We start from the raw sequence: 18,685 nt of genomic DNA, 5'->3' as shown, positions 1-18,685 counted from the left end.
AAATGAAACAACAAAAAAGAGAAGAACCTCTCAAGTGAGAGAATCTCCTCCTCCGTTTTCAGGCATTCCACTATTGACTTCTTTTTTATTTTGGAGAAATCTTGTGTCAATACCTTTAATAACAAAATAGATAAAAAAGTGACCAGATCCACAAATTACCATAAGGATAGGAATAATTTGTTTCTCATCAAATAAAGAAATACCTAATAACAATAATAAGATAGACACTGCTCTGCCGCCATTTATAAACCATTCTTTTGTAATCAAATACTCTATCCGAAGAGGGCCTGCACTTGACGCTTTTCCTAACACATCATAGGTTAAAGAGACATATGGCACAAGGAGCATGGGATACGCAGCTGAAACAATAACTCCATATGTCATTAAGAGAGGATAAGACGGATTAAAAACAATAAGAAAAACTGCACCAAATAACAAAATCCCTCCAATAAAAATGGCTTTTTTACGACGTGAAGGTTTTAAGAATCTGCTGATTAAAAAATAACCTGCAAAAGAAACTGCAGACGTTACAAAGCCATAACTGCCAAGAGCAAGTTCACTATTTGTTGCCATATAAACCCACAGAACAATGATAAAGACAAAAATACCTTCTCTTAATCCTTGTATAAAATGGGAATATAGAATTTTTCGCCATGCCGTATTTCTTTTTATTTCTTTAGCTGCTGCCGGTATTTTCAATGGTCCCTCAGCATGCCGGTGTTTCATCTTTAAACTTAAAAGTACAGCCATAATAAAAAGGAAAAAGGATATAAAAAATATCATTTTATATCCTTTTGTATCAGGCATCCATGTAATGATAGCCCCTGCACTTATCGGACCGATCATTCCTGCAAACGAGGTTAGCAGACCTGCAAATCCATTAAAAAAATCACGAGTATCCGGTTCTGTAATTTCAAATGTGAGAACGTTATATCCAAGCCAATAAAAACCAAATCCCATACCAAGTAATGCCCCTAATAACAAAAGAATCGTTTCGGCTGATTCTCCTGCAAATAAAACAGTTAAATAAAAAGCAGTTAGTATAAAAACACCTAAACGCAAGGAGATAATGCGATCAGCTTTTTTTGAAATATAGCCGGCCAATAAAAAAGCAACAGGTTGAGTTGTCACGGATGCCAGCTGATATAACGCGATATCCGAAACTTCACCGGATTGCTTCCATAAATATATATTAACAAACGTATTGGATAAGGAAATAGATATTGCATAAAGACCGCCGATCACTAATAATATTAATAAATTTTTCGTTACGTGAACATTTCCGAGTAAAATTTTTGTAATTGACTTAGCCATCGTGTGCCCACCCGCCTTGACCATATTGTGTCGCAAAGTCAAGACGGCTATGCACTTTGAGCAGGAACAGCTGAAATTGATCTTAACATAAAAAAATCGCAAGCACCTTGCTCACGAGCGACAAGTCCTAGAGGGCCGGCATATGGAAAGCTGATCTTTTGTTTCCATTGACGAACTGAGGAATCTCGAGCGAGTAGGCGCTGGAGCTAGACATGTGAAACGCCAAATATTTATAATTTCTTACCTTTTTAAAAAAACCGCCGCTATTTGGCGGCGGTTTAATTGATTTATTTTGCTTCGCTGTAACGCTTAGATACTTCGTCCCAATTTACTACATTCCAGAATGCTTCTACATAGTCAGGACGGCGGTTTTGATATTTAAGGTAATAAGCATGCTCCCAAACATCAATGCCAAGAATAGGTGTTTTTCCTTCCATAATCGGAGAATCTTGATTAAGAGTATCTTGAATTTCAAGTTCACCATTATTAACAACTAACCAAGCCCAGCCGGAACCAAAACGGCCCAGTGCAGTATTTTTAAATTCTTCTTTGAATTTATCCAAGCTTCCCCATTTACTGTTAATGGCATCCCCAAGTTCTCCACCAGGTTCACCGCCGCCATTTGGGCTTAGAATCTGCCAGAAAAGAGTGTGGTTAGAGTGACCGCCTCCATTGTTGCGCACTGCAGTACGAATGCTATCCGGAAGCGCGTTTAAATCACTGATAAGCTCATTCACATCTTTCGCTGCAAGGTCATCTTGACCTTCAAGAGCAGCATTAAGTTTTGTTACATACGTATTATGGTGTTTCCCATGGTGAATTTTCATTGTTTCTTCATCGATATGTGGTTCAAGAGCGTTTGGTGCGTAAGGTAATTCAGGTAGTTGATGGTTTGCCATTAGTCAATCTCCTCCTTAAAAAGGTTTGTTTTTTGGTGTTTTTCTTGCTGAGTAACTCTTGAATAGAAGCGATGCACCTACAAAACATAACAGCTTCATAAGTCTGCCATTTTTAACGTTACCAAAATCTTAAATTCTTTTCAACAATTATGAAACCCCTCGAAAAAACACCGTATATACAGTACCCCAGTAATCAAGGAGTTAAACATTGAAATACTAGGGTTATCAGTAAATCTTCAATGGAAAAACAATGTTAAATTAAATAAAGTATAAGATACAACCGGATTCTCTTTGTCAAATAATCCCTAACTACGTTAAGACCTTCTTTTCCTCATCATTACGACGAATGGACACCTTTTATAGTGACTGTTTTTGATGATAAAATATATGAATATCATTTTTATCTGCTCGATGTTAAGGGAGTGTTATAAGTTGAACAAACTTTATACTTTATCTGAAGCTGCTGATCGTCTTGCAGTTTTAAGAAATAGAAATGAATCTTACTCTCGTCAATATATGTATAAATTATGTGTTGAGGGAAAATTAAAGTGTCAAAAGATAGGAAAAAATGGAAATATGTATGTGACTACTGAAGAGGCTTTACGAGATTTGATTCCAACAATTAAAAAGGTAGGTCGTCCAAAAAATAGTTGACAACTGACAACAATTTATCCAAAATGTTAATAGTGGTTCTGAGAGGAGAATGTACAAAAATGTTTGTTAGTGAAAAAAGAAATTACTTAGTTAAAACAACTGCAGATGCAAAAGAAATTACTAAAGCGTACTTAAAATACAATAATATCAGTGAAAATTTTGATTTTGGATTACCCGAAATAGATGACAGGTATCACGTTTGGAGAGTTCCTATTATAAGGAATTCCGATAAGGAGGCAGTTGCCTACATAATTATAGACGCTAAAGACGGCACAATAGATGAAGAACGTTCAACTAAAGTTTATCTGTTAAAAAAGAAGTTAAACGAGGAAAGTAAAATAAAAAAAAAGAAAAAGGAAACTTTAAAAAAGTACCCTATTTCTCCGTTAAACAATATGATAATTCATGGGGATAGCTCACAAGAGTTAGACAAACTCCCGGAAAATAGCATTGACCTTGTTTTTACTTCACCTCCATATTACAATGCTCGACCTGAATATAATGAATACGCTAGTTATGAAGAGTATTTAGAACAAATAAGGTTGGTAATAAGAAAAACGGCAAGAGTCTTAGTTGAAGGAAGATTTTTTGTTATGAATGTTTCCCCTGTACTCATACCTAGAGCAAGCCGTAATCAAGCTTCTAAACGAATAGCAGTACCTTTCGATATGCATCGTTTGTTTATTGAAGAGGGATTTGAGTTTATGGATGACATTCAATGGAAAAAACCTGAAGGAGCAGGGTGGGCTAGCGGTAGAGGAAGGCGATTTTCTGCTGACAGAAACCCATTGCAATATAAACCAGTTCCAGTTACCGAAAATATATTAGTTTATAGAAAGAAAACTGATAAGCTAATAGATTGGTATATAAGAAATCACCCTAACAAAGAAATTGTAGAGGATTCTAAGGTTTTGGGAGAATATGATGTTACAAATATTTGGGAGATAAGCCCTGCAAGAGATAAAAGACATAGAGCCATATTTCCAAAAGAATTAGCAAATAAGGTGATAAAATATTATTCATTTAAAAATGACGTCGTTCTAGACCCTTTTGCTGGGATTGGAACTGTCGGACAGTCTGCAATTGACCTTGAAAGAAGGTTTGTAACAATCGAAAAAGAACAAAAGTACGTGGAAGGCATGATGGATGATTTTCATAAATTTTACTTTGATAAGTTTTTTGATATTGAATACAAAGTAAATAAAGAAATTAAACAAAAATACCACCTTGAATTTGAATAATATTTCGAGGTGGCTTCTCCTTCATTATTTTCTAAACTTATTTATTTCTTTCATAAAATCAATTTCCATAAGGTTTTTATCAATATAATTTCCTAAGTATTCTATGGGTACATTTAAAATAGGGTCTTCGTAATTAGTAAACTGTTGTATTGTGGCAGCTAATTGTTGAACCCAGTGAGGGTGGTTCATTTGTATAATGCTTCCAATATCTCGAGCCAACCCCTCTCCTTTTCCTTTTTTCGGAGTAGTGTCGACTACTATTATTGTCTTCATTTCAAAATCTTGGTCAGCATACTCTTGTTGTTTATCGAACCTAGTTACTTTGTCATATGTGATTTCAGGATTTCCCTTGCCAATAAAACCAATATCAAACATTATACCCTTATTTTCATATAACAGGACTGCATCGGCTTCCCTTTTATCCGCAGCTTCAAACTCCAACCAAAATACTTTAGAGTTTTTTTCTCCTTCTTTAGGAGGACCGTCGATTAACTCAAAACCAAACATTTGCAAAACTGTACTTAAAACAAGACTACCGAATAATTTCCCATAACTAGATTTTTCAGACCCTCTAATCGTTAAGGTTTGAGACCCTATTGCCATAAATAATTTATTGAGTACATTCCAATTAATTTCAATTTCTTTCCCTTTATACCGAAGAGTACCGGATATTTCACCAAATTCTTGTTCAATCTCTTCAGTTTGCTCATTGAATGTTTCAATAAGCTGTTCTTTATAATTTTCTATATTTTCTGGGCCTCTTACTACATTGTCTAAAGCCTTATTTGTTAAACCTAAAAGCCATAAGTACAATGAAGCATTTTTCTTAGCTGTATTTTTAAGACCTTCACTTATTTCTTTAAAGTAATCTTCTCCTTTAATTTCATAACTAAAAGTTGTAAAAATTAATTCCATTAATGCAGCATTCGATTTCATTAGTCTTTGTTTACTTAAAAATTCAGTTATATCACGTACATTTCCTCCTGTTAATACATTATATAAAAGCTCCTGCATGCCTTCATTACCAACTTGGTCAATCATCTTATCCCCTGAAGCTTTCATTAACTTTTTACCGTAATCAGGATAGTTATCATGTATTTCTGTTTTTTCTTTTTGTTCCATTCCTACACCTCTTCTTTATACTAGGAATTTCTTGTTAGATTTTAACTATTTTATTCTACACCAATGTTCTTTATTAGTAAAAAGGCTTATGATTTAGCAATTAGACTCTGGTGGCTGTGAAACTCCATAAAAATCGCTTCTCAAATATTGATCATTAAACGTAGGATGCGGTCGGTCGTGCTCTTCTCCCGTTAGGCCCCCTGTCTCATTTACTTCTCTTCCTTATGGTCATTAGGATTTTGACTTGTTTTGGAGTGTCTCATCCAGATAGGGCAGCCTTTTATGGTATTCGTGTTCCTCGGGTCAGAGGTTCGCTTCCAGTTTCCTTTAGATACCAGCTCCGATAGACGCCATTTGCTTTTGTTAACAGTTATTTCGGGACTTCAACCCTATAGCATGCGTGCATGCCGAGCACACTAAAAAAGCCCCCCTAGTTATGCTTTAGAGAGGCTAAAATCGTTTATGTATAGCTGCCATGATTTTACCACTGCATGTCGGTAATTAATCTGCAAAAATTATGAACTAATCATAAATTGCACGAAACTAATCGCAGCTGTTTTCGTTTGGATTAGCTAGCACGTTTTGACATGTCTTGCCTATCCTTTCACCAAGGAATTCGATCAACAATCGCTAAATACTCCGTCAAGTCAACGTTTATGTATGGCGGAGGAAGAGGGATTCGAACCCCCGCGAGCCCGTAAAGACTCCTGGCGGTTTTCGAGACCGCTCCCTTCAGCCGGACTTGGGTATTCCTCCATTTGCCTCCTTACTATTATTCATTATAAACAGGAAACAAAAAAAGCACGCTTTCCATGCTTTTTATAAAATGGTGGACCCTGTAGGACTCGAACCTACGACCGGACGGTTATGAGCCGTCAGCTCTGACCAACTGAGCTAAGGGTCCATATTATAAAATTTTGAACAAATAATGGGGCGGTTGATGGGAATCGAACCCACGAATGCCGGAGCCACAATCCGGTGCGTTAACCACTTCGCCACAACCGCCATTTAGGAATAAACTTCCCGTTTTTGTCTGTGTGTTTTTAAAACTAGTGTGATTTTTATTATTATGGTAGCGGCGGAGGGGATCGAACCCCCGACCTCACGGGTATGAACCGTACGCTCTAGCCAGCTGAGCTACACCGCCAAAATGGCTCCACAGGCAGGATTCGAACCTGCGACCGATCGGTTAACAGCCGATAGCTCTACCACTGAGCTACTGTGGAATATTAATTATGTGAATAAGCAATCCGTTTTTCAACGACAATAATTATATTATCATGGTAACAATACCTAGTCAACAACTTTATCCAATTTTTTTATATAATTTTAAAAAGAAGATAAATCATATTTGATATTAACACAATCCCTTTTAATAATACACTTACAATAAAACCAGCGCCAGATCCGAAACCCACTTTCCCTATTTTTTTCCACGATTTTTCTCCTGAAAACAACTGCCCTATGATAGCGCCAGCGATTGCACCTATGAGAATACCAATAACTGGAATGATAAAGGGACCGATAATAATACCAATGAAACTGCCCCACACTGCAGCTTTTGTTCCACCGCTCTTTTGTATACCAAAATAATTAACTGCATAGTCAACAAAAAATAAGAAAAAGGCTATTATTCCTTGAATAATCCAAAAAGACACATCAAAATTCATAAATCCTTTGATATATCCTAGTATAAATATAGCCAATCCATAAAATAAACCGCCAGGGACAATTGGGTAAACAACACCTATTATTGCAAGGATATAACATATCACCGCTAAAATATACAAAATGGTATCAAACATAAAATCTATTCCTTCCAGCTGTGACTAGTAACGCGTATATTTGAAAAGAAGGCATCCTTTTTTGGACACCTTCTTATTATACATTATTCTTCCTCTAACACTACTTCTGCAATATTAACTGAATGATCTCCAATTCTTTCTAGGTTGCTTACGATATCAACAAAAATGATTCCTGCCGAACCAGAACATTTCCCTTCATTTAAACGCAAAATGTGCTTTTTGCGAAGTTTGCGTTCCATTTTGTCTATTTCTTCTTCTTGTTTTACTACTTCTTTTGCTTCTTCTAAATCATCATTTTCAAGTGCGCTTATTGCATTTTTTAAAGTGTTAATTGTTAAATCAAACATTTCTTCTAAATCAGCATACGCATCCTCTGAAAGTGTTACTTTGTTTGTAAGCTGATAATCAACAAGTTCGACTAAATTTTCCATATGATCACCGACACGTTCTAAGTCACGGACTGTATCCATTAACAAAGAATGCATTCTTGAATTTTCATCTGACAAAGATCGCTCAGAGATCATTACTAAATAATCGGTTATTTTTCTATCTAAATTATTAATCGCTTCTTCAAATTGAACAGTTAATTCGGAATGCCGTTTTTGATTTGTTTTCAAATAATTTCTAGCTTCTATAAGTCCCTTTTCAGCAAACTCTGCCATACGCAATGTCTCCGACTTTGCCTGTCCTAGCGCAATCGAAGGTGAACGCTGTATAAAACTAGTATCAAGGTGCTTCGCTTTATATTCTATTTCTGTCTCTTTACCCGGTATTAATTTTGTAACGAGTAGAGCAAGCAAACCAACAAACGGAAGCTGGATAATTGTATTCGATACATTAAAAATTCCGTGTGCAAAAGCAATCGTCATCGGGTTATTCAAATTCAACCAGCTTTGCAAGTTCTCAACAAACGCTGTATACGGCACTAATAAAATAATAATAATTGTCGCACCGACAAGGTTAAATATAACATGTGTAAGCGCTGCACGTTTTGCTGCCAGAGATGCACCTAAAGCGGCCAGAACAGCTGTAATCGTTGTACCTATATTATCACCAAATAACACAGGAAGAGCAGCATCCAACATAAGGGATCCCTGGTCATAAAGTTCTTGCAGTAAACCTATAGAAGCAGAAGAACTTTGCACAGATACGGTAAATAAAGCACCTATAACTACACCCAGGAGCGGATTTTCACTCATATTAAGAGTTAATTCTTTAAAGGCTTCTAAACCTTCTAAAGGCTCTAATCCATCTCCCATTAAGGATAGACCAAAGAAAAGAGCACCGAACCCAAAAATTACTTGTCCATAATTGTTAGCCTTCTTGTTTTTAAAGAAAAAGATAAGAACTGTTCCTAAAAATAAAATAGGCAAAGCATAATCTTCAATCTTTATACCAATAATGAAAGCTGTTACTGTTGTTCCAATATTTGCTCCCATAATAACCCCAATTGCTTGCTGCAGGGTCATAAAGCCAGCGTTAACGAGTCCTACAGTCAAAACCGTTGAACCACTACTTGATTGTATCAATACGGTCACAATGATCCCGGCCAGCACACCCATAAAGGGATTGCTTGTAAACTTGTCCAAAATTTCTCGTAGTCTGTCACCTGCAATTTTTTGTAGGCCATCTCCCATAAATTTAATTCCAAATAAAAAAACACCGAGACCTCCGAAAAATGTGAACAAAATTGTTTGAAGATCCACACCTATTCATCCCTTCGATTAAAATTATTTCCCCTTTTTCGACAAACCTCTTACATCGTACTTATATAATATTGAGCAATTATTTATTTTTTGTAAAGATTTTATTAAGATTTTTTCGTAAAGTTATTTCCGAGATTACACAATATCATATTAGAAAAACCCCATCCTTTCTTCGTTATAAAATGTAAGGTAAAATAAAACGCAGAAAGGAGAGCATGCTGTGAACATATTCCAAAAATTTATTAAAAGCTTATACTCCCCTACCTTTATCGGACGTTTTCGCTTCCAAGGAATTGGTAAAACCATTGGTTATGTGTTTTTCTTAATGTTACTTACTAGTATTCCTGTTAGCGTATTATTTACAAACACTATTTTTTCGACAGCAAATAAAGTAGAAAATGCTCTTTCAGAAGAAATTCCAGACTTCCAACTACAAAACGGACAACTTCACTCAGAGCAAAATGACCCTCAAATATATGAACATGAGAATGAAACCATTGTTTTTGATGCCACCGGAGAAATAACTAGAGAAGATATAGAGCAAGAAGAAAACACTACTGCGTTACTGCGAGAAGAGGTGGTAATAGCAGAAGATGGCACAATACAAACATTTCGGTATGATCAAGCTGGAAATATTCAATTATCAAAAGATGACATCATAACATTTGCGGATACGTTGAGTGGATTGTTTCCTATATTGATTCCTGTTGTTTTGGTGTTACTTTATTTATTTTCAACTGCTTTAAAATTTATAGGAATATTTGCCCTTACTCTATTCGGGTTATTAATAAAAAAAGCCGCTCCGATCCGTTTAACTTATCGTCAAATTTGGATTATTTGTGCTTATACAGTGACATTGCCTACTGTCATTTCAGCACTTATTGATGTAATGCCATTTCAATTACCGTTTGCTTTCACCCTCTATTGGGCCATTGCATTTTTCATGTTATACAATGTTTATAAAAATTTACCAAAACCAAAAAATACCGAATCAGAATAAAGAAAGAAACTGGTTTTTATCCAGTTTCTTTCTTTATTCGTTATTACTTTCTTTTCTCTTTACCAGTATTTTTGTTCCATCTACAGATACGATGACTATTTCTTCACCGGACTCAATCCATTGTCCACCGCTTGTTGCACTATATTGCTCACCTTCAATAGTAATCGTTCCAATCGGACGGAAGGGGGTGATTGTTTTTCCTTCTTTTCCTTCGAGTGCTTTGTATGTGTCACTCATTGAATTATACCCCTGTTCCCCGCTCAACCGATCTCTAAGCGTTATCTTTGACCATAAATTTCTTCTAGGAAATACTTTTAAGAAAAGTCCTGCAGCGAAAAGGCCTATTATAAATCCAAATACAACTAATACACCATAAGTAATGTTCGGTGTCGGAACAGCTATGCCAAGCCCCATAAGGAGCGCACCGAGAACAGCTATCGTACCGTCACTGATAACTTTTCCATCTAAAATAATCAAGCCAAGACCAGCGGCATATAAAATAAGGATCCACATACTAGATGCTGAGTCAATATGAACAGAAAAGAACAAACTCATAAAAGCTATTCCTAAAACGGCAAATAATCCTTTTGCTTTTACTAACATTTCCCCTGTTAAAAAAACAGTCCCAAAAAACACAATTAAAAACCCAATACTTGCATAATTTAACAGTTCCATTATTCCCCAGCCCCTTTTTTGAGCATAAATTCATTGAGTTCAATTAAGTATACGTATGCTGCATTAAACCGTTTCACTTCTATTTTATCCTTTCTTCCACAGATTTTCACGATATAAAATCCAAAAGAAAAAGGCGGCTTATTAATCACATTAAAAGACTAAAAAACAAGGCTTGCACCCTAAACAGTGCAAACCTTGTTTTTTATATTTGTTAAGTTGATTCGTTTTCTCCGCCAAACCAGCTTCTGAGTGAATCAATTAATTCATTAATAAAATCTAAAAAGCTGGAGATAAACGATTGTGTATCTTCCCGGTTTAAGAATTCGTCTAAATTATCTCTAATATGTGTGATTTGATCTTGCACTTGGTTCCAATCAATATTTAAATCTTTCATACGATTAAATAAGGAAACAAGTCCGTTCATTTCCTCATCTGTTAACTCAATACCCATCTCATTCGCAATTCTTTCAATTAAATCGCGTAAATCTTCTTCTGATTCGACTGGTTGATCACCGATTTCTTCTTTAATTCTTGTGATGAGCTCTGTTGCTTCTTCCATTCCTATACGTTCCCCAAGTTCCGAGGTTTTTACCATTTCCTCATTAGCCACTTTTTTCTGCTCTTCCGGAATATCGATGTCGTTTTGTATCTCATACGCTTTAATAATACCTGTAAGAGCTGCGGTTCCTGATACATCAAAAGGAGCGGTTATATAAACATCTGCATCCTCAATTCCCGCTGTGACTAACGTATTGGCATATATACCTTCTGTCACTTTCGTAATATGATTCGTTTCTACATTTATTCCTTCGCCTTCTTGACCTGCAGTAATTTTAGAAGAGGACAATGCTTTACTCCCAATATCAGAAGCATCCATATATTCTCCTAAATAGTCGTGTTCTTCTTCATTTGTAACTGTTACCACTTCAACGTCCTCTGTCACATCCATTTCTTCAAGCAAACTGCTTCTTTGCTCTTCACTTAAGTCTTCACCTAAAGTTACTGTAACTTCTCCTTCTACAGCATCTGCAAAAGCAGCTGAAGGAACAGCAGCTATAATCACTGCAGTTATAAATCCTAGTAATACCCTATTCCACATTTTCATTTATAATCCAACTCTCCTTTTTTTCAACTTGTCCAACTTTAAAGCATAAAACACTATATTAATCATACGTATACATTATAACTTGTATGAATGTAACGGAGGATTAAGGAAAATGAAAAAACTGTTATTTTTTCTTCTTTTTTTACTAGTTTGCACTTCCATATATTATGATATAACTGAAGGCACATTGTTTACATCACCTATTGAATCAGACAGTAGACAAGCGTCCCTCCCTTCCTCTGATACCATAGACGACCAAAATAAAATAGAAGTTACAGTTGAACCTGGCCAAACCGTATTATCTGTTGTTGAAAAGCTGCATGACGGCCCCGTTCCAGCTTCAATCGAACAAATCAGCAGCGACTTTGAGAAATTAAATGATGGTTTGTCTCCGGATAGCATTCAAGTGGACAAGTCATATTTCTTTCCAATTTATGAATCGAATTCATAGTGGTGCTGCAAGGAAAAGCTCTGCTTGCCAAATCATTCAAAACGCTGATACAATAACGACGTGATCATTTTAAATTACCATAAATGCCACCAAAAATATCACACTAATACCACAAAGGGGCGAATGGATACATGAGCCATATCACTCACCGTACAGAAACCAGACCTGTAAAAGTAGGAAATCTGGTTATTGGCGGAAATGACGAAGTGGTCGTTCAAAGTATGACCACTACAAAAACCCATGATGTAGAAAAAACAGTCACTGAAATAAAACGTTTAGAAGAAGCCGGGTGCCAAATCGTTCGTGTCGCGTGTCCCGATATGAAAGCCGCGGAGGCAATTCCTGAAATTAAAAAAAGGATAAGCATTCCGCTTGTGGTTGATATACATTTTGATTACCGGCTCGCTCTTAAAGCTATCGAAGGCGGAGCAGACAAAATTCGAATTAATCCTGGTAACATTGGGAAACGAGAAAAAGTAGAAGCCGTTGTGAAAGCGGCAAAAGAGAAAAATATACCCATTCGAATTGGTGTCAATGCCGGCTCACTTGAAAAGCGAATTTTAGACAAATATGGTTATCCAACCGCGGATGGTATGGTGGAAAGTGCTCTGCATCATATTAAAATCCTGGAGGATTTGGATTTTTATGACATTATTGTTTCAATGAAAGCCTCTGATGTAAACCTCGCTATTGAAGCATACGAAAAAGCAGCCAAAGCATTTTCTTATCCTCTTCATTTAGGGATTACCGAATCTGGAACACAATTTGCTGGAACGGTGAAAAGTTCGGCAGGACTTGGCGCTATTTTAAGTAAAGGCATTGGAAACACATTACGTATTTCCTTAAGTGCGGATCCGGTTGAAGAAGTAAAAGTTGGCAGAGAACTACTAAAAACATTCGGGCTGGCTTCTAATGCAGCAACGCTGATTTCTTGTCCAACCTGCGGACGCATTGAAATTGACCTTATCAGCATTGCAAATGAAGTGGAAGATTACATTTCCACTATTAAAGCACCAATTAAAGTGGCGGTGCTTGGCTGTGCTGTAAACGGTCCAGGAGAAGCAAGAGAGGCTGACATTGGCATTGCCGGTGCTCGAGGAGAAGGTCTCTTATTCCGTCATGGAGAAATTATACGCAAGGTTCCAGAAGAAACCATGGTAGAGGAATTAAAAAAAGAAGTCGATAAAATAGCGGAAGAACATTATAAAAAGGAAGAAACAGCTACGACCTAATAAGAAAAGCGCAAGACCTGAAAGTAGAAATTTCCACTAATTAAGAAGGTAAAGGAACTTCTGCTAAGCTCACCAATGTCGTGTTCAACGATTTATTTAAAAGAGCTGTTCCGAGATAAATCGGAACAGCTCTTTTCTTTTCCATTTTGCTAATATAATTGGAAAAAGTTACTTTGTATCTAGAAAAATGGTGCAAAAATTACGGTCATAGCAATCGAAAAAGCACCTAAACCAATAGACCAGTATCCTAAAGCATTGGCTCCTTTTCGTGCTGCAAAGATACCGAGTACTATTCCTGCCCCGCCAGTTATCACGGGTAAGAAGAATAAAGAACAGATGCTTAAAATCAACGCTGTTATACCAAGTCCTTTTCCCATGGATTCATCATTGACATTTGCTTCCATTGTCGCATCCTGCTCTTCTTCTTCTCGTTCAGGTTCTGCTAAATTCGAACGATTACCAATTCCAGGAGCTGCTACTTCTGAAGCTGTTTCCATATTATAATCTGTATCCGCGAGATTATCTTCTGGATATTCTCCTTCGTTTGCAAGAAGATTCGCCTCATTTTCCAACTCATTATTTTGCTTATCCATTTCGTCCATGCTGCTGCCCCTCCCTGCTCTTTTAAAGCTTCTTAAAAACCATAGAAAAAAGAGCATTCTTATTATCCCACGGGGCTATCCTTTCAAACTGCCAATTTCAAACAACAGTTCCATTGATATTAATTTTGCACAGTAAGCGTTTGACATTCAGTACAATAACCGTAAATTTCAAATTTATGACCGGTCACTTCAAATTCGCCTTCTACACTTTCTTCGATCCAATCCATCGGACAAGAATGGATTTGTTTTGTTTTTCCACATTCTAAACATATTAAATGATGATGATGCTTTGTCGTCGAGCAGCTGAATCTAAAACGTTTTTCTCCTTCAAGTTCAGTCATTTCCAGTATTCCCATTTCTTCAAATAAGGCCAAATTTCGATATACAGTGTCAAAACTAACACCGGGATACAGTTTTTGCATGAATGTTAATACGTCTTTAGCCGATAAGTAACGCTTCTCTTCCGCAAAAAGATGAAGCAGATTTTCTCTCTTCCCTGTAAATTTAAATCCTTCTTTTTTTAATTTATTTAACGCTTGTTGTACGTTCATCATCTCTTCCTCCCGTCAAACGCATACCGGAAATTTTTCTGTATTATAATAATAAGTAATAAAAATGAAGAAGTGACAACAATCATTCCTCCAGTTGCAATATCAAAATGATATGAAAAATATACACCTGCTAAAACTGCTGTTTCTCCTAAAATTATTCCCCATAAAAGTAATTGTTTAAAACTTTTTGCAACTTGTAAAGCTGCCGCAACTGGGAGTGATACAAGTGCTCCAACCAGCAATACGCCAACGACTTTCATTGACATTGAAATAACTAAGGCAACAAGCAGAGAAAATAGAAAGTTAATCCATTTTATGGAGATTCCTGAAACTTTAGCATATTCTTGATCAAATGACACGGAAATAAATTCTTTATAAAGCAAAAGAAAAATGATTATTACTGCTATAGCAGTTGATATAATAAAGACTAAATCTTCACCAGTTACTGAAACAATGCTGCCAAACAAATAGTCATACCAATCACTGTAACCAGCACGTGATGCACTCATAATTACAGCACTTATCCCAATCCCTGCAGACAAAATGATTGGAGCTGCAAGTTCTTGAAAATGATAATACGTTTGCCTTAATTTTTCTATGATTAAAGAACCTATAAGGGAAAAAGCAAATCCAGTGTAAAGTGGATTTATCTCGATAAAGTTCATGGTTTGTCCAAGTAAGACTCCTGCCGAGATACCGGTCAACGTCACATGTGAAAGCGAATCAGAAATGATAGAAGCACGGCGTACAGCTAATATTGATCCTATCATCGGCGCAATCAAGCCTATAAGCACTGCTGCAACAATTCCACGTTCAATAAATGACAATTCCATTTCTATCATCTCATTTTTTATAGTTACAATATATTTTACAAGATACACACCTAATTACACAAACTACACACTCTGAACTTTTTTTCTAAATGTCTGTAGCGGCAGTCCTGCTAATTTTCTGCCAAATAATACAACTAACAAAATGGTTAGAGCGATAATAACAATCATTCCGCCAGGAGCCAGATTTAAATAGAAAGCAGATACCAGCCCTGTTATGACTGATGTTTCTCCAATTAGGACTGCATATAAAAACATTTGCTTAAAACTTTTAGCTAATTGAATAGCGGCTGCGACAGGAAGTATCATTAAAGAAGAAACAAGCAGAATGCCAACAATCCTCATGGATGAAGCAATCACTAATGCTGTCATTATAATAAAGAGAGAATTTATCCACTTTCCTGGAATACCGCTGACTTTCGCCTGCTCTTCATCAAATGATAAAAAAAGTAATTCTTTATATAAAAACAATAATAATCCAGTAATAGCAACTGCTACAAAAGCAATGGTCCATAAATCATTTCGTGTCACCGCAATCACACTGCCAAATAAATAATTAAAAAGATCGTTATTGAAGCCATCTGCTAAAGAAATAAATACAACACCAAGACCTATTCCAGAAGATAATATGATAGGAACAGCTAATTCCTGATAAGCTGTGTATATGTGTCGAAGCTTTTCCATAAACAAGGAACCTGCCACTGAAAAACACATTCCCATATATAATGGATTGACAGGCTGCAGCCAAACGATACTTTGAGCAATCAGCAAATGAAAAGCAATACCTGTTAACGTAATATGAGATAATGCATCAGTTATTAAGGCTAGTTTTCTAACTACAATAAATACGCCTAAAACAGGTGCTAAAAATCCAATCATTAGGCCCACAAAAAATGCATTTTGAAGAAATTCATATTTAAAAAAGGAATCCAGCATTTTAATGTGCCCCCCCATGATCATGAGTAATAACTTGTACGTCATGACCGTATAAAGATGATAAATCACTTTCTTCGAAATCTTTTGAAGAACCATGAAAATGAAGTGTTTTATTTAAACATGCAACATCTGATACATAGCTTGTCATAACTCCTATATCATGGGTGACAAGAATAAGCGTTATGTTTTTTTGTTGATTCAACTGTGCCAGCAGCTTATAAAAATGCTGTACGGAAGTTGAATCCACACCTACTGTCGGTTCATCCAAAATCAAGATTTCAGGATTGCTAACAAGTGCTCGGGCGATAAAAACTCGCTGCTGCTGACCTCCTGATAACTCTCCAATGTTTCGATCTTTAAAATCACTCATTCCAACCCTTTGCAGTGCTTCATAAATTTGTTGTTTATGCTTGCGATTTAAGAATCTTAATAAGCCAACTTTCCCATAAAGACCCATTGAAACAACTTCATACACTGTAACTGGAAAACCGGTGTTAAAACTATTTGCTTTTTGGGAAACATATCCTATTTTCTCCCATTTTTTAAATTTTTGAAGCGGTGTATTAAATAGACTCACTTCACCTTCTATAGGTTTTTTTAAACCAAGCAAGATTTTTATTAATGTAGATTTCCCTGAGCCATTCGGTCCTACTAATCCTAAAAACGACCCCTTTTTTATAGAAAGGTCAATATTTTCCAGTACTGGCTGATTTCCATACTGAAATGTCACATTTTTTATTTGAACAGCTAAGCTTTCTTCCGTATGTTTATACATAAGCTCACCTCATTAAAATCGGAAACTGATAAGAATCATTACGATTTATACTTTTTTGAGTATACAGGATCTCCATTTTGTTGTAAATCATAGAGCATATCCTTTTCTTGTTCTTTTAAGAATCAGCATATAAGATAATGAGGAAGAAATATATTTATACTAGGAGGAAATAGCATGCCTCAAAGTAAAGAAAAAATTGCAGTGATTGATATAGGTTCCAACTCTATTCGGCTTGTTATACATGACGTGGATGAAAAAGGAAGATCCAAAGAAATACATAATCTCAAAAAAACAGCACGATTAAGTAATCACATTGATCTTGAAAACAGATTAACGAATGAAGGATTCACTATTTTAAAAAGATCTCTGCAGCAAATAGAGGAAGTCATCCATTTTCATAACATTAAAAATATAAAAGCAGTAGCAACAGCTGCTATTCGAAATGCTAGTAATCGTGAAGCAGTTCTTTCATTTATTAAGCAGGAAACCTCTCTTCAAGTACGAGTGCTGACGGAAGAAGAAGAAGCTTTTTATGGATATCTTGCTGTTGTTAATTCTACTTTTCTTTCCGATGGTATTACTATCGATATTGGCGGGGGAAGCACAGAAATTACATTATTTCAAAACAAAAAACTTGTTCACTCCCACAGTTTTCCGTTCGGCGCTCTAACATTAAAAAAACAATTTTTCCCCAAAAAAGAACCAGATAAAAATGACCTGCAAAAACTAACACATTTTATTAAGGAACAATTTTCGACCCTTGCTTGGTTGAAACATGCACATAACCTTCCGATTATTGGAATTGGCGGAAGCGCACGTAATATGTCTCTAGTCCATCAATCACAGATTAATTATTCTCTAGCAGGTTTGCATCAATATAAAATGGACGCTAATGATATAAATACGACGATGGCGCTTTTAGAAAATTCTTCACTTAAAGAAAGGGAAAATATAGACGGTTTATCCAAAGATAGAGCAGATGTCATTATTCCTGCTGTCAGAGTGATCTTTATGCTGCTTGAATACACAGCAGCTGATTATTTTTTAATGAGCAATAAAGGATTAAGGGACGGTCTTTTGTTTGAGGAGATGTTAAGAGATTATTCTACAGATTACTTTCCTGACGTTTCTGAAGAAAGTTTTTTTCAACTAAGCCGTGAATTTGAAATCAACGAAGATTATGTCCTTGAGGTTGGTAAAATTGCCCACAAGCTTTACAGAGCAATGGAGCCTTATCTACCTGCAATGTTTAAAAACGATAAAAACATTTATTTATTAAAACAAAGTGCAAGAGTCTTATATATAGGTGAATTTATCAGCCATGAAGCGAGCAGTCAGCATACGTTTTATGTTTTAACAAACAGGTCCATCGATGGGATATCTCATCCAGAGAGGCTCGCTATGGCTTGTATTGCTTCATTTAAGTCGAAATCCTGGTATAAACGCTTTATACGTCCGTTTAAATCTTTAATCACTAAAGAAGAATATAAACGATATGAACTATTAGGAAGTATTTTAAAACTGTCCTATTCTTTAAACAGGACACAGCGAAAAGTAGTACAAGATCTTACTGCCAAAAAAATCGGTAGAACTCTTCATTTATACATTTATTGTCGTAAAAACAGAAATAGTTATTTTGAAGAGGTCAAAAGCAATAAATATAAAAAACACATTGAAAAAGCAATTAAAAGGTCAGTACATCTTCATTTTACTTCTCACTCAAAATTTACAAAAAATTAATATTTAAATGGTAATATAGTACTGCAACTTAGAAAAGGGCTTTGTAT

General features: G+C 35.9%; 18 protein-coding genes and 5 tRNA genes. 6 read left to right on the top strand and 17 right to left on the bottom strand.

Annotation, left to right across the window (positions count from 1 at the left end; translation table 11 throughout):
- Nucleotides 1–30 precede the first annotated feature (30 nt).
- Together FZF09_RS02985 and FZF09_RS02980 are read right to left on the bottom strand one after the other, a co-directional pair.
- Nucleotides 31–1,314, bottom strand: a complete 1,284-nt coding sequence (locus tag FZF09_RS02985) for an MFS transporter (protein ID WP_158735098.1) — start codon at nt 1,312–1,314, stop codon at nt 31–33.
- A 287-nt stretch (nt 1,315–1,601) separates the two neighbouring features.
- Nucleotides 1,602–2,213, bottom strand: a complete 612-nt coding sequence (locus tag FZF09_RS02980) for a superoxide dismutase (protein WP_158735097.1) — start codon at nt 2,211–2,213, stop codon at nt 1,602–1,604.
- Between the two features lie 432 nt (nt 2,214–2,645).
- Between FZF09_RS02980 and FZF09_RS02975 the strand changes: the two genes are divergently transcribed.
- On the top strand, nt 2,646–2,867 hold the full coding sequence (locus tag FZF09_RS02975; RefSeq protein WP_158735096.1) for a hypothetical protein: 222 nt from the start codon (nt 2,646–2,648) through the stop codon (nt 2,865–2,867).
- 59 nt (nt 2,868–2,926) lie between these two features.
- Complete coding sequence (locus tag FZF09_RS02970; protein ID WP_158735095.1) at nt 2,927–4,108, top strand: DNA-methyltransferase; 1,182 nt, start codon at nt 2,927–2,929, stop codon at nt 4,106–4,108.
- 24 nt (nt 4,109–4,132) lie between these two features.
- On the opposite strand, the gene FZF09_RS02965 is transcribed toward FZF09_RS02970, so the two are convergent.
- From FZF09_RS02965 to FZF09_RS02930, 8 genes are all read right to left on the bottom strand, one after another.
- On the bottom strand, nt 4,133–5,230 hold the full coding sequence (locus tag FZF09_RS02965) for a CfrBI family restriction endonuclease (protein ID WP_158735094.1): 1,098 nt from the start codon (nt 5,228–5,230) through the stop codon (nt 4,133–4,135).
- A 661-nt stretch (nt 5,231–5,891) separates the two neighbouring features.
- Nucleotides 5,892–5,986, bottom strand: a tRNA-Ser gene (locus tag FZF09_RS02960).
- 71 nt (nt 5,987–6,057) lie between these two features.
- Nucleotides 6,058–6,134, bottom strand: a tRNA-Ile gene (locus FZF09_RS02955).
- Between the two features lie 25 nt (nt 6,135–6,159).
- Nucleotides 6,160–6,235: transfer RNA gene (locus FZF09_RS02950), tRNA-His, on the bottom strand.
- Nucleotides 6,236–6,300: 65 nt separating this feature from the next.
- Nucleotides 6,301–6,377, bottom strand: a tRNA-Met gene (locus tag FZF09_RS02945).
- 4 nt (nt 6,378–6,381) lie between these two features.
- Nucleotides 6,382–6,456: transfer RNA gene (locus tag FZF09_RS02940), tRNA-Asn, on the bottom strand.
- A gap of 93 nt (nt 6,457–6,549) precedes the next feature.
- Nucleotides 6,550–7,035: a DUF456 family protein gene (locus tag FZF09_RS02935; protein WP_158735093.1), complete on the bottom strand. Its 486-nt coding sequence runs from the start codon at nt 7,033–7,035 to the stop codon at nt 6,550–6,552.
- A gap of 83 nt (nt 7,036–7,118) precedes the next feature.
- Nucleotides 7,119–8,741: a Na/Pi cotransporter family protein gene (locus FZF09_RS02930; RefSeq protein WP_158735092.1), complete on the bottom strand. Its 1,623-nt coding sequence runs from the start codon at nt 8,739–8,741 to the stop codon at nt 7,119–7,121.
- 220 nt (nt 8,742–8,961) lie between these two features.
- Between FZF09_RS02930 and FZF09_RS02925 the strand changes: the two genes are divergently transcribed.
- Entirely contained in the window at nt 8,962–9,741 is a 780-nt protein-coding gene (locus FZF09_RS02925; protein WP_158735091.1) for a DUF1189 domain-containing protein, read from the top strand.
- Between the two features lie 33 nt (nt 9,742–9,774).
- Here FZF09_RS02925 and FZF09_RS02920 read toward each other — a convergent pair whose 3' ends face one another.
- Together FZF09_RS02920 and FZF09_RS02915 are read right to left on the bottom strand one after the other, a co-directional pair.
- Nucleotides 9,775–10,416 carry an NfeD family protein gene (locus FZF09_RS02920; RefSeq protein WP_158735090.1) on the bottom strand — a complete coding sequence of 214 codons (642 nt, stop codon included), beginning with the start codon at nt 10,414–10,416 and terminating at the stop codon, nt 9,775–9,777.
- A 211-nt stretch (nt 10,417–10,627) separates the two neighbouring features.
- Complete coding sequence (locus FZF09_RS02915; protein WP_233269386.1) at nt 10,628–11,521, bottom strand: DUF1002 domain-containing protein; 894 nt, start codon at nt 11,519–11,521, stop codon at nt 10,628–10,630.
- 112 nt (nt 11,522–11,633) lie between these two features.
- Between FZF09_RS02915 and FZF09_RS02910 the strand changes: the two genes are divergently transcribed.
- Together FZF09_RS02910 and ispG are read left to right on the top strand one after the other, a co-directional pair.
- The gene (locus FZF09_RS02910; RefSeq protein WP_158735089.1) at nt 11,634–11,972 is read left to right on the top strand and encodes a hypothetical protein; all 339 of its coding nucleotides are present in this window, start codon (nt 11,634–11,636) and stop codon (nt 11,970–11,972) included.
- Nucleotides 11,973–12,103: 131 nt separating this feature from the next.
- Nucleotides 12,104–13,204 (top strand): flavodoxin-dependent (E)-4-hydroxy-3-methylbut-2-enyl-diphosphate synthase, encoded by a 1,101-nt coding sequence (gene ispG, locus FZF09_RS02905; protein ID WP_158735088.1) that lies wholly within the window; start codon nt 12,104–12,106, stop codon nt 13,202–13,204.
- A 179-nt stretch (nt 13,205–13,383) separates the two neighbouring features.
- Here ispG and FZF09_RS02900 read toward each other — a convergent pair whose 3' ends face one another.
- The 5 genes from FZF09_RS02900 to FZF09_RS02880 all read right to left on the bottom strand — a co-directional run bounded on the left by FZF09_RS02900 (nt 13,384) and on the right by FZF09_RS02880 (nt 16,898).
- Nucleotides 13,384–13,806, bottom strand: coding sequence for a DUF4190 domain-containing protein (locus FZF09_RS02900; protein WP_233269385.1), 423 nt, complete (start codon nt 13,804–13,806; stop codon nt 13,384–13,386).
- A 119-nt stretch (nt 13,807–13,925) separates the two neighbouring features.
- The gene (locus FZF09_RS02895) at nt 13,926–14,357 is read right to left on the bottom strand and encodes a Fur family transcriptional regulator (protein WP_158735425.1); all 432 of its coding nucleotides are present in this window, start codon (nt 14,355–14,357) and stop codon (nt 13,926–13,928) included.
- Nucleotides 14,357–15,190: a metal ABC transporter permease gene (locus tag FZF09_RS02890; RefSeq protein ID WP_233269384.1), complete on the bottom strand. Its 834-nt coding sequence runs from the start codon at nt 15,188–15,190 to the stop codon at nt 14,357–14,359. Before FZF09_RS02890 ends, FZF09_RS02895 begins: the two co-directional genes overlap by 1 nt.
- Before the next feature lie 63 nt (nt 15,191–15,253).
- Nucleotides 15,254–16,123 carry a metal ABC transporter permease gene (locus tag FZF09_RS02885; protein ID WP_158735087.1) on the bottom strand — a complete coding sequence of 290 codons (870 nt, stop codon included), beginning with the start codon at nt 16,121–16,123 and terminating at the stop codon, nt 15,254–15,256.
- Between the two features lies 1 nt (nt 16,124).
- Nucleotides 16,125–16,898, bottom strand: coding sequence for a metal ABC transporter ATP-binding protein (locus FZF09_RS02880; RefSeq protein WP_158735086.1), 774 nt, complete (start codon nt 16,896–16,898; stop codon nt 16,125–16,127).
- Nucleotides 16,899–17,072: 174 nt separating this feature from the next.
- Here FZF09_RS02880 and FZF09_RS02875 point away from each other — a divergent pair, with 174 nt between their 5' ends.
- Nucleotides 17,073–18,638, top strand: a complete 1,566-nt coding sequence (locus FZF09_RS02875; protein ID WP_158735085.1) for a Ppx/GppA family phosphatase — start codon at nt 17,073–17,075, stop codon at nt 18,636–18,638.
- Nucleotides 18,639–18,685: the final 47 nt, after the last annotated feature.

It is taken from the genome of Alteribacillus sp. YIM 98480, assembly GCF_009765375.1.
In the GTDB taxonomy this organism is placed as follows: Bacteria; Bacillota; Bacilli; order Bacillales; family Marinococcaceae; genus Alteribacillus.
Note: the sequence above shows the minus strand (reverse complement) of the source record. Positions and strands in the feature narration are given on the sequence as shown.

Excerpts from the sequence above, each read along its gene's own strand:
- FZF09_RS02935 (WP_158735093.1), bottom strand. The coding sequence starts at position 7,035 with ATGTTTGATACCATTTTGTATATTTTAGCGGTGATATGTTATATCCTT.
- FZF09_RS02885 (WP_158735087.1), bottom strand. The coding sequence starts at position 16,123 with ATGCTGGATTCCTTTTTTAAATATGAATTTCTTCAAAATGCATTTTTT.
- FZF09_RS02875 (WP_158735085.1), top strand. The coding sequence starts at position 17,073 with ATGCCTCAAAGTAAAGAAAAAATTGCAGTGATTGATATAGGTTCCAAC.
- FZF09_RS02985 (WP_158735098.1), bottom strand. The coding sequence starts at position 1,314 with ATGGCTAAGTCAATTACAAAAATTTTACTCGGAAATGTTCACGTAACG.
- FZF09_RS02965 (WP_158735094.1), bottom strand. The coding sequence starts at position 5,230 with ATGGAACAAAAAGAAAAAACAGAAATACATGATAACTATCCTGATTAC.
- ispG (WP_158735088.1), top strand. The coding sequence starts at position 12,104 with ATGAGCCATATCACTCACCGTACAGAAACCAGACCTGTAAAAGTAGGA.
- FZF09_RS02920 (WP_158735090.1), bottom strand. The coding sequence starts at position 10,416 with ATGGAACTGTTAAATTATGCAAGTATTGGGTTTTTAATTGTGTTTTTT.
- FZF09_RS02900 (WP_233269385.1), bottom strand. The coding sequence starts at position 13,806 with ATGGACGAAATGGATAAGCAAAATAATGAGTTGGAAAATGAGGCGAAT.
- FZF09_RS02970 (WP_158735095.1), top strand. The coding sequence starts at position 2,927 with ATGTTTGTTAGTGAAAAAAGAAATTACTTAGTTAAAACAACTGCAGAT.
- FZF09_RS02980 (WP_158735097.1), bottom strand. The coding sequence starts at position 2,213 with ATGGCAAACCATCAACTACCTGAATTACCTTACGCACCAAACGCTCTT.
- FZF09_RS02890 (WP_233269384.1), bottom strand. The coding sequence starts at position 15,190 with ATGGAATTGTCATTTATTGAACGTGGAATTGTTGCAGCAGTGCTTATA.
- FZF09_RS02915 (WP_233269386.1), bottom strand. The coding sequence starts at position 11,521 with ATGAAAATGTGGAATAGGGTATTACTAGGATTTATAACTGCAGTGATT.
- FZF09_RS02880 (WP_158735086.1), bottom strand. The coding sequence starts at position 16,898 with ATGTATAAACATACGGAAGAAAGCTTAGCTGTTCAAATAAAAAATGTG.
- FZF09_RS02910 (WP_158735089.1), top strand. The coding sequence starts at position 11,634 with ATGAAAAAACTGTTATTTTTTCTTCTTTTTTTACTAGTTTGCACTTCC.
- FZF09_RS02895 (WP_158735425.1), bottom strand. The coding sequence starts at position 14,357 with ATGAACGTACAACAAGCGTTAAATAAATTAAAAAAAGAAGGATTTAAA.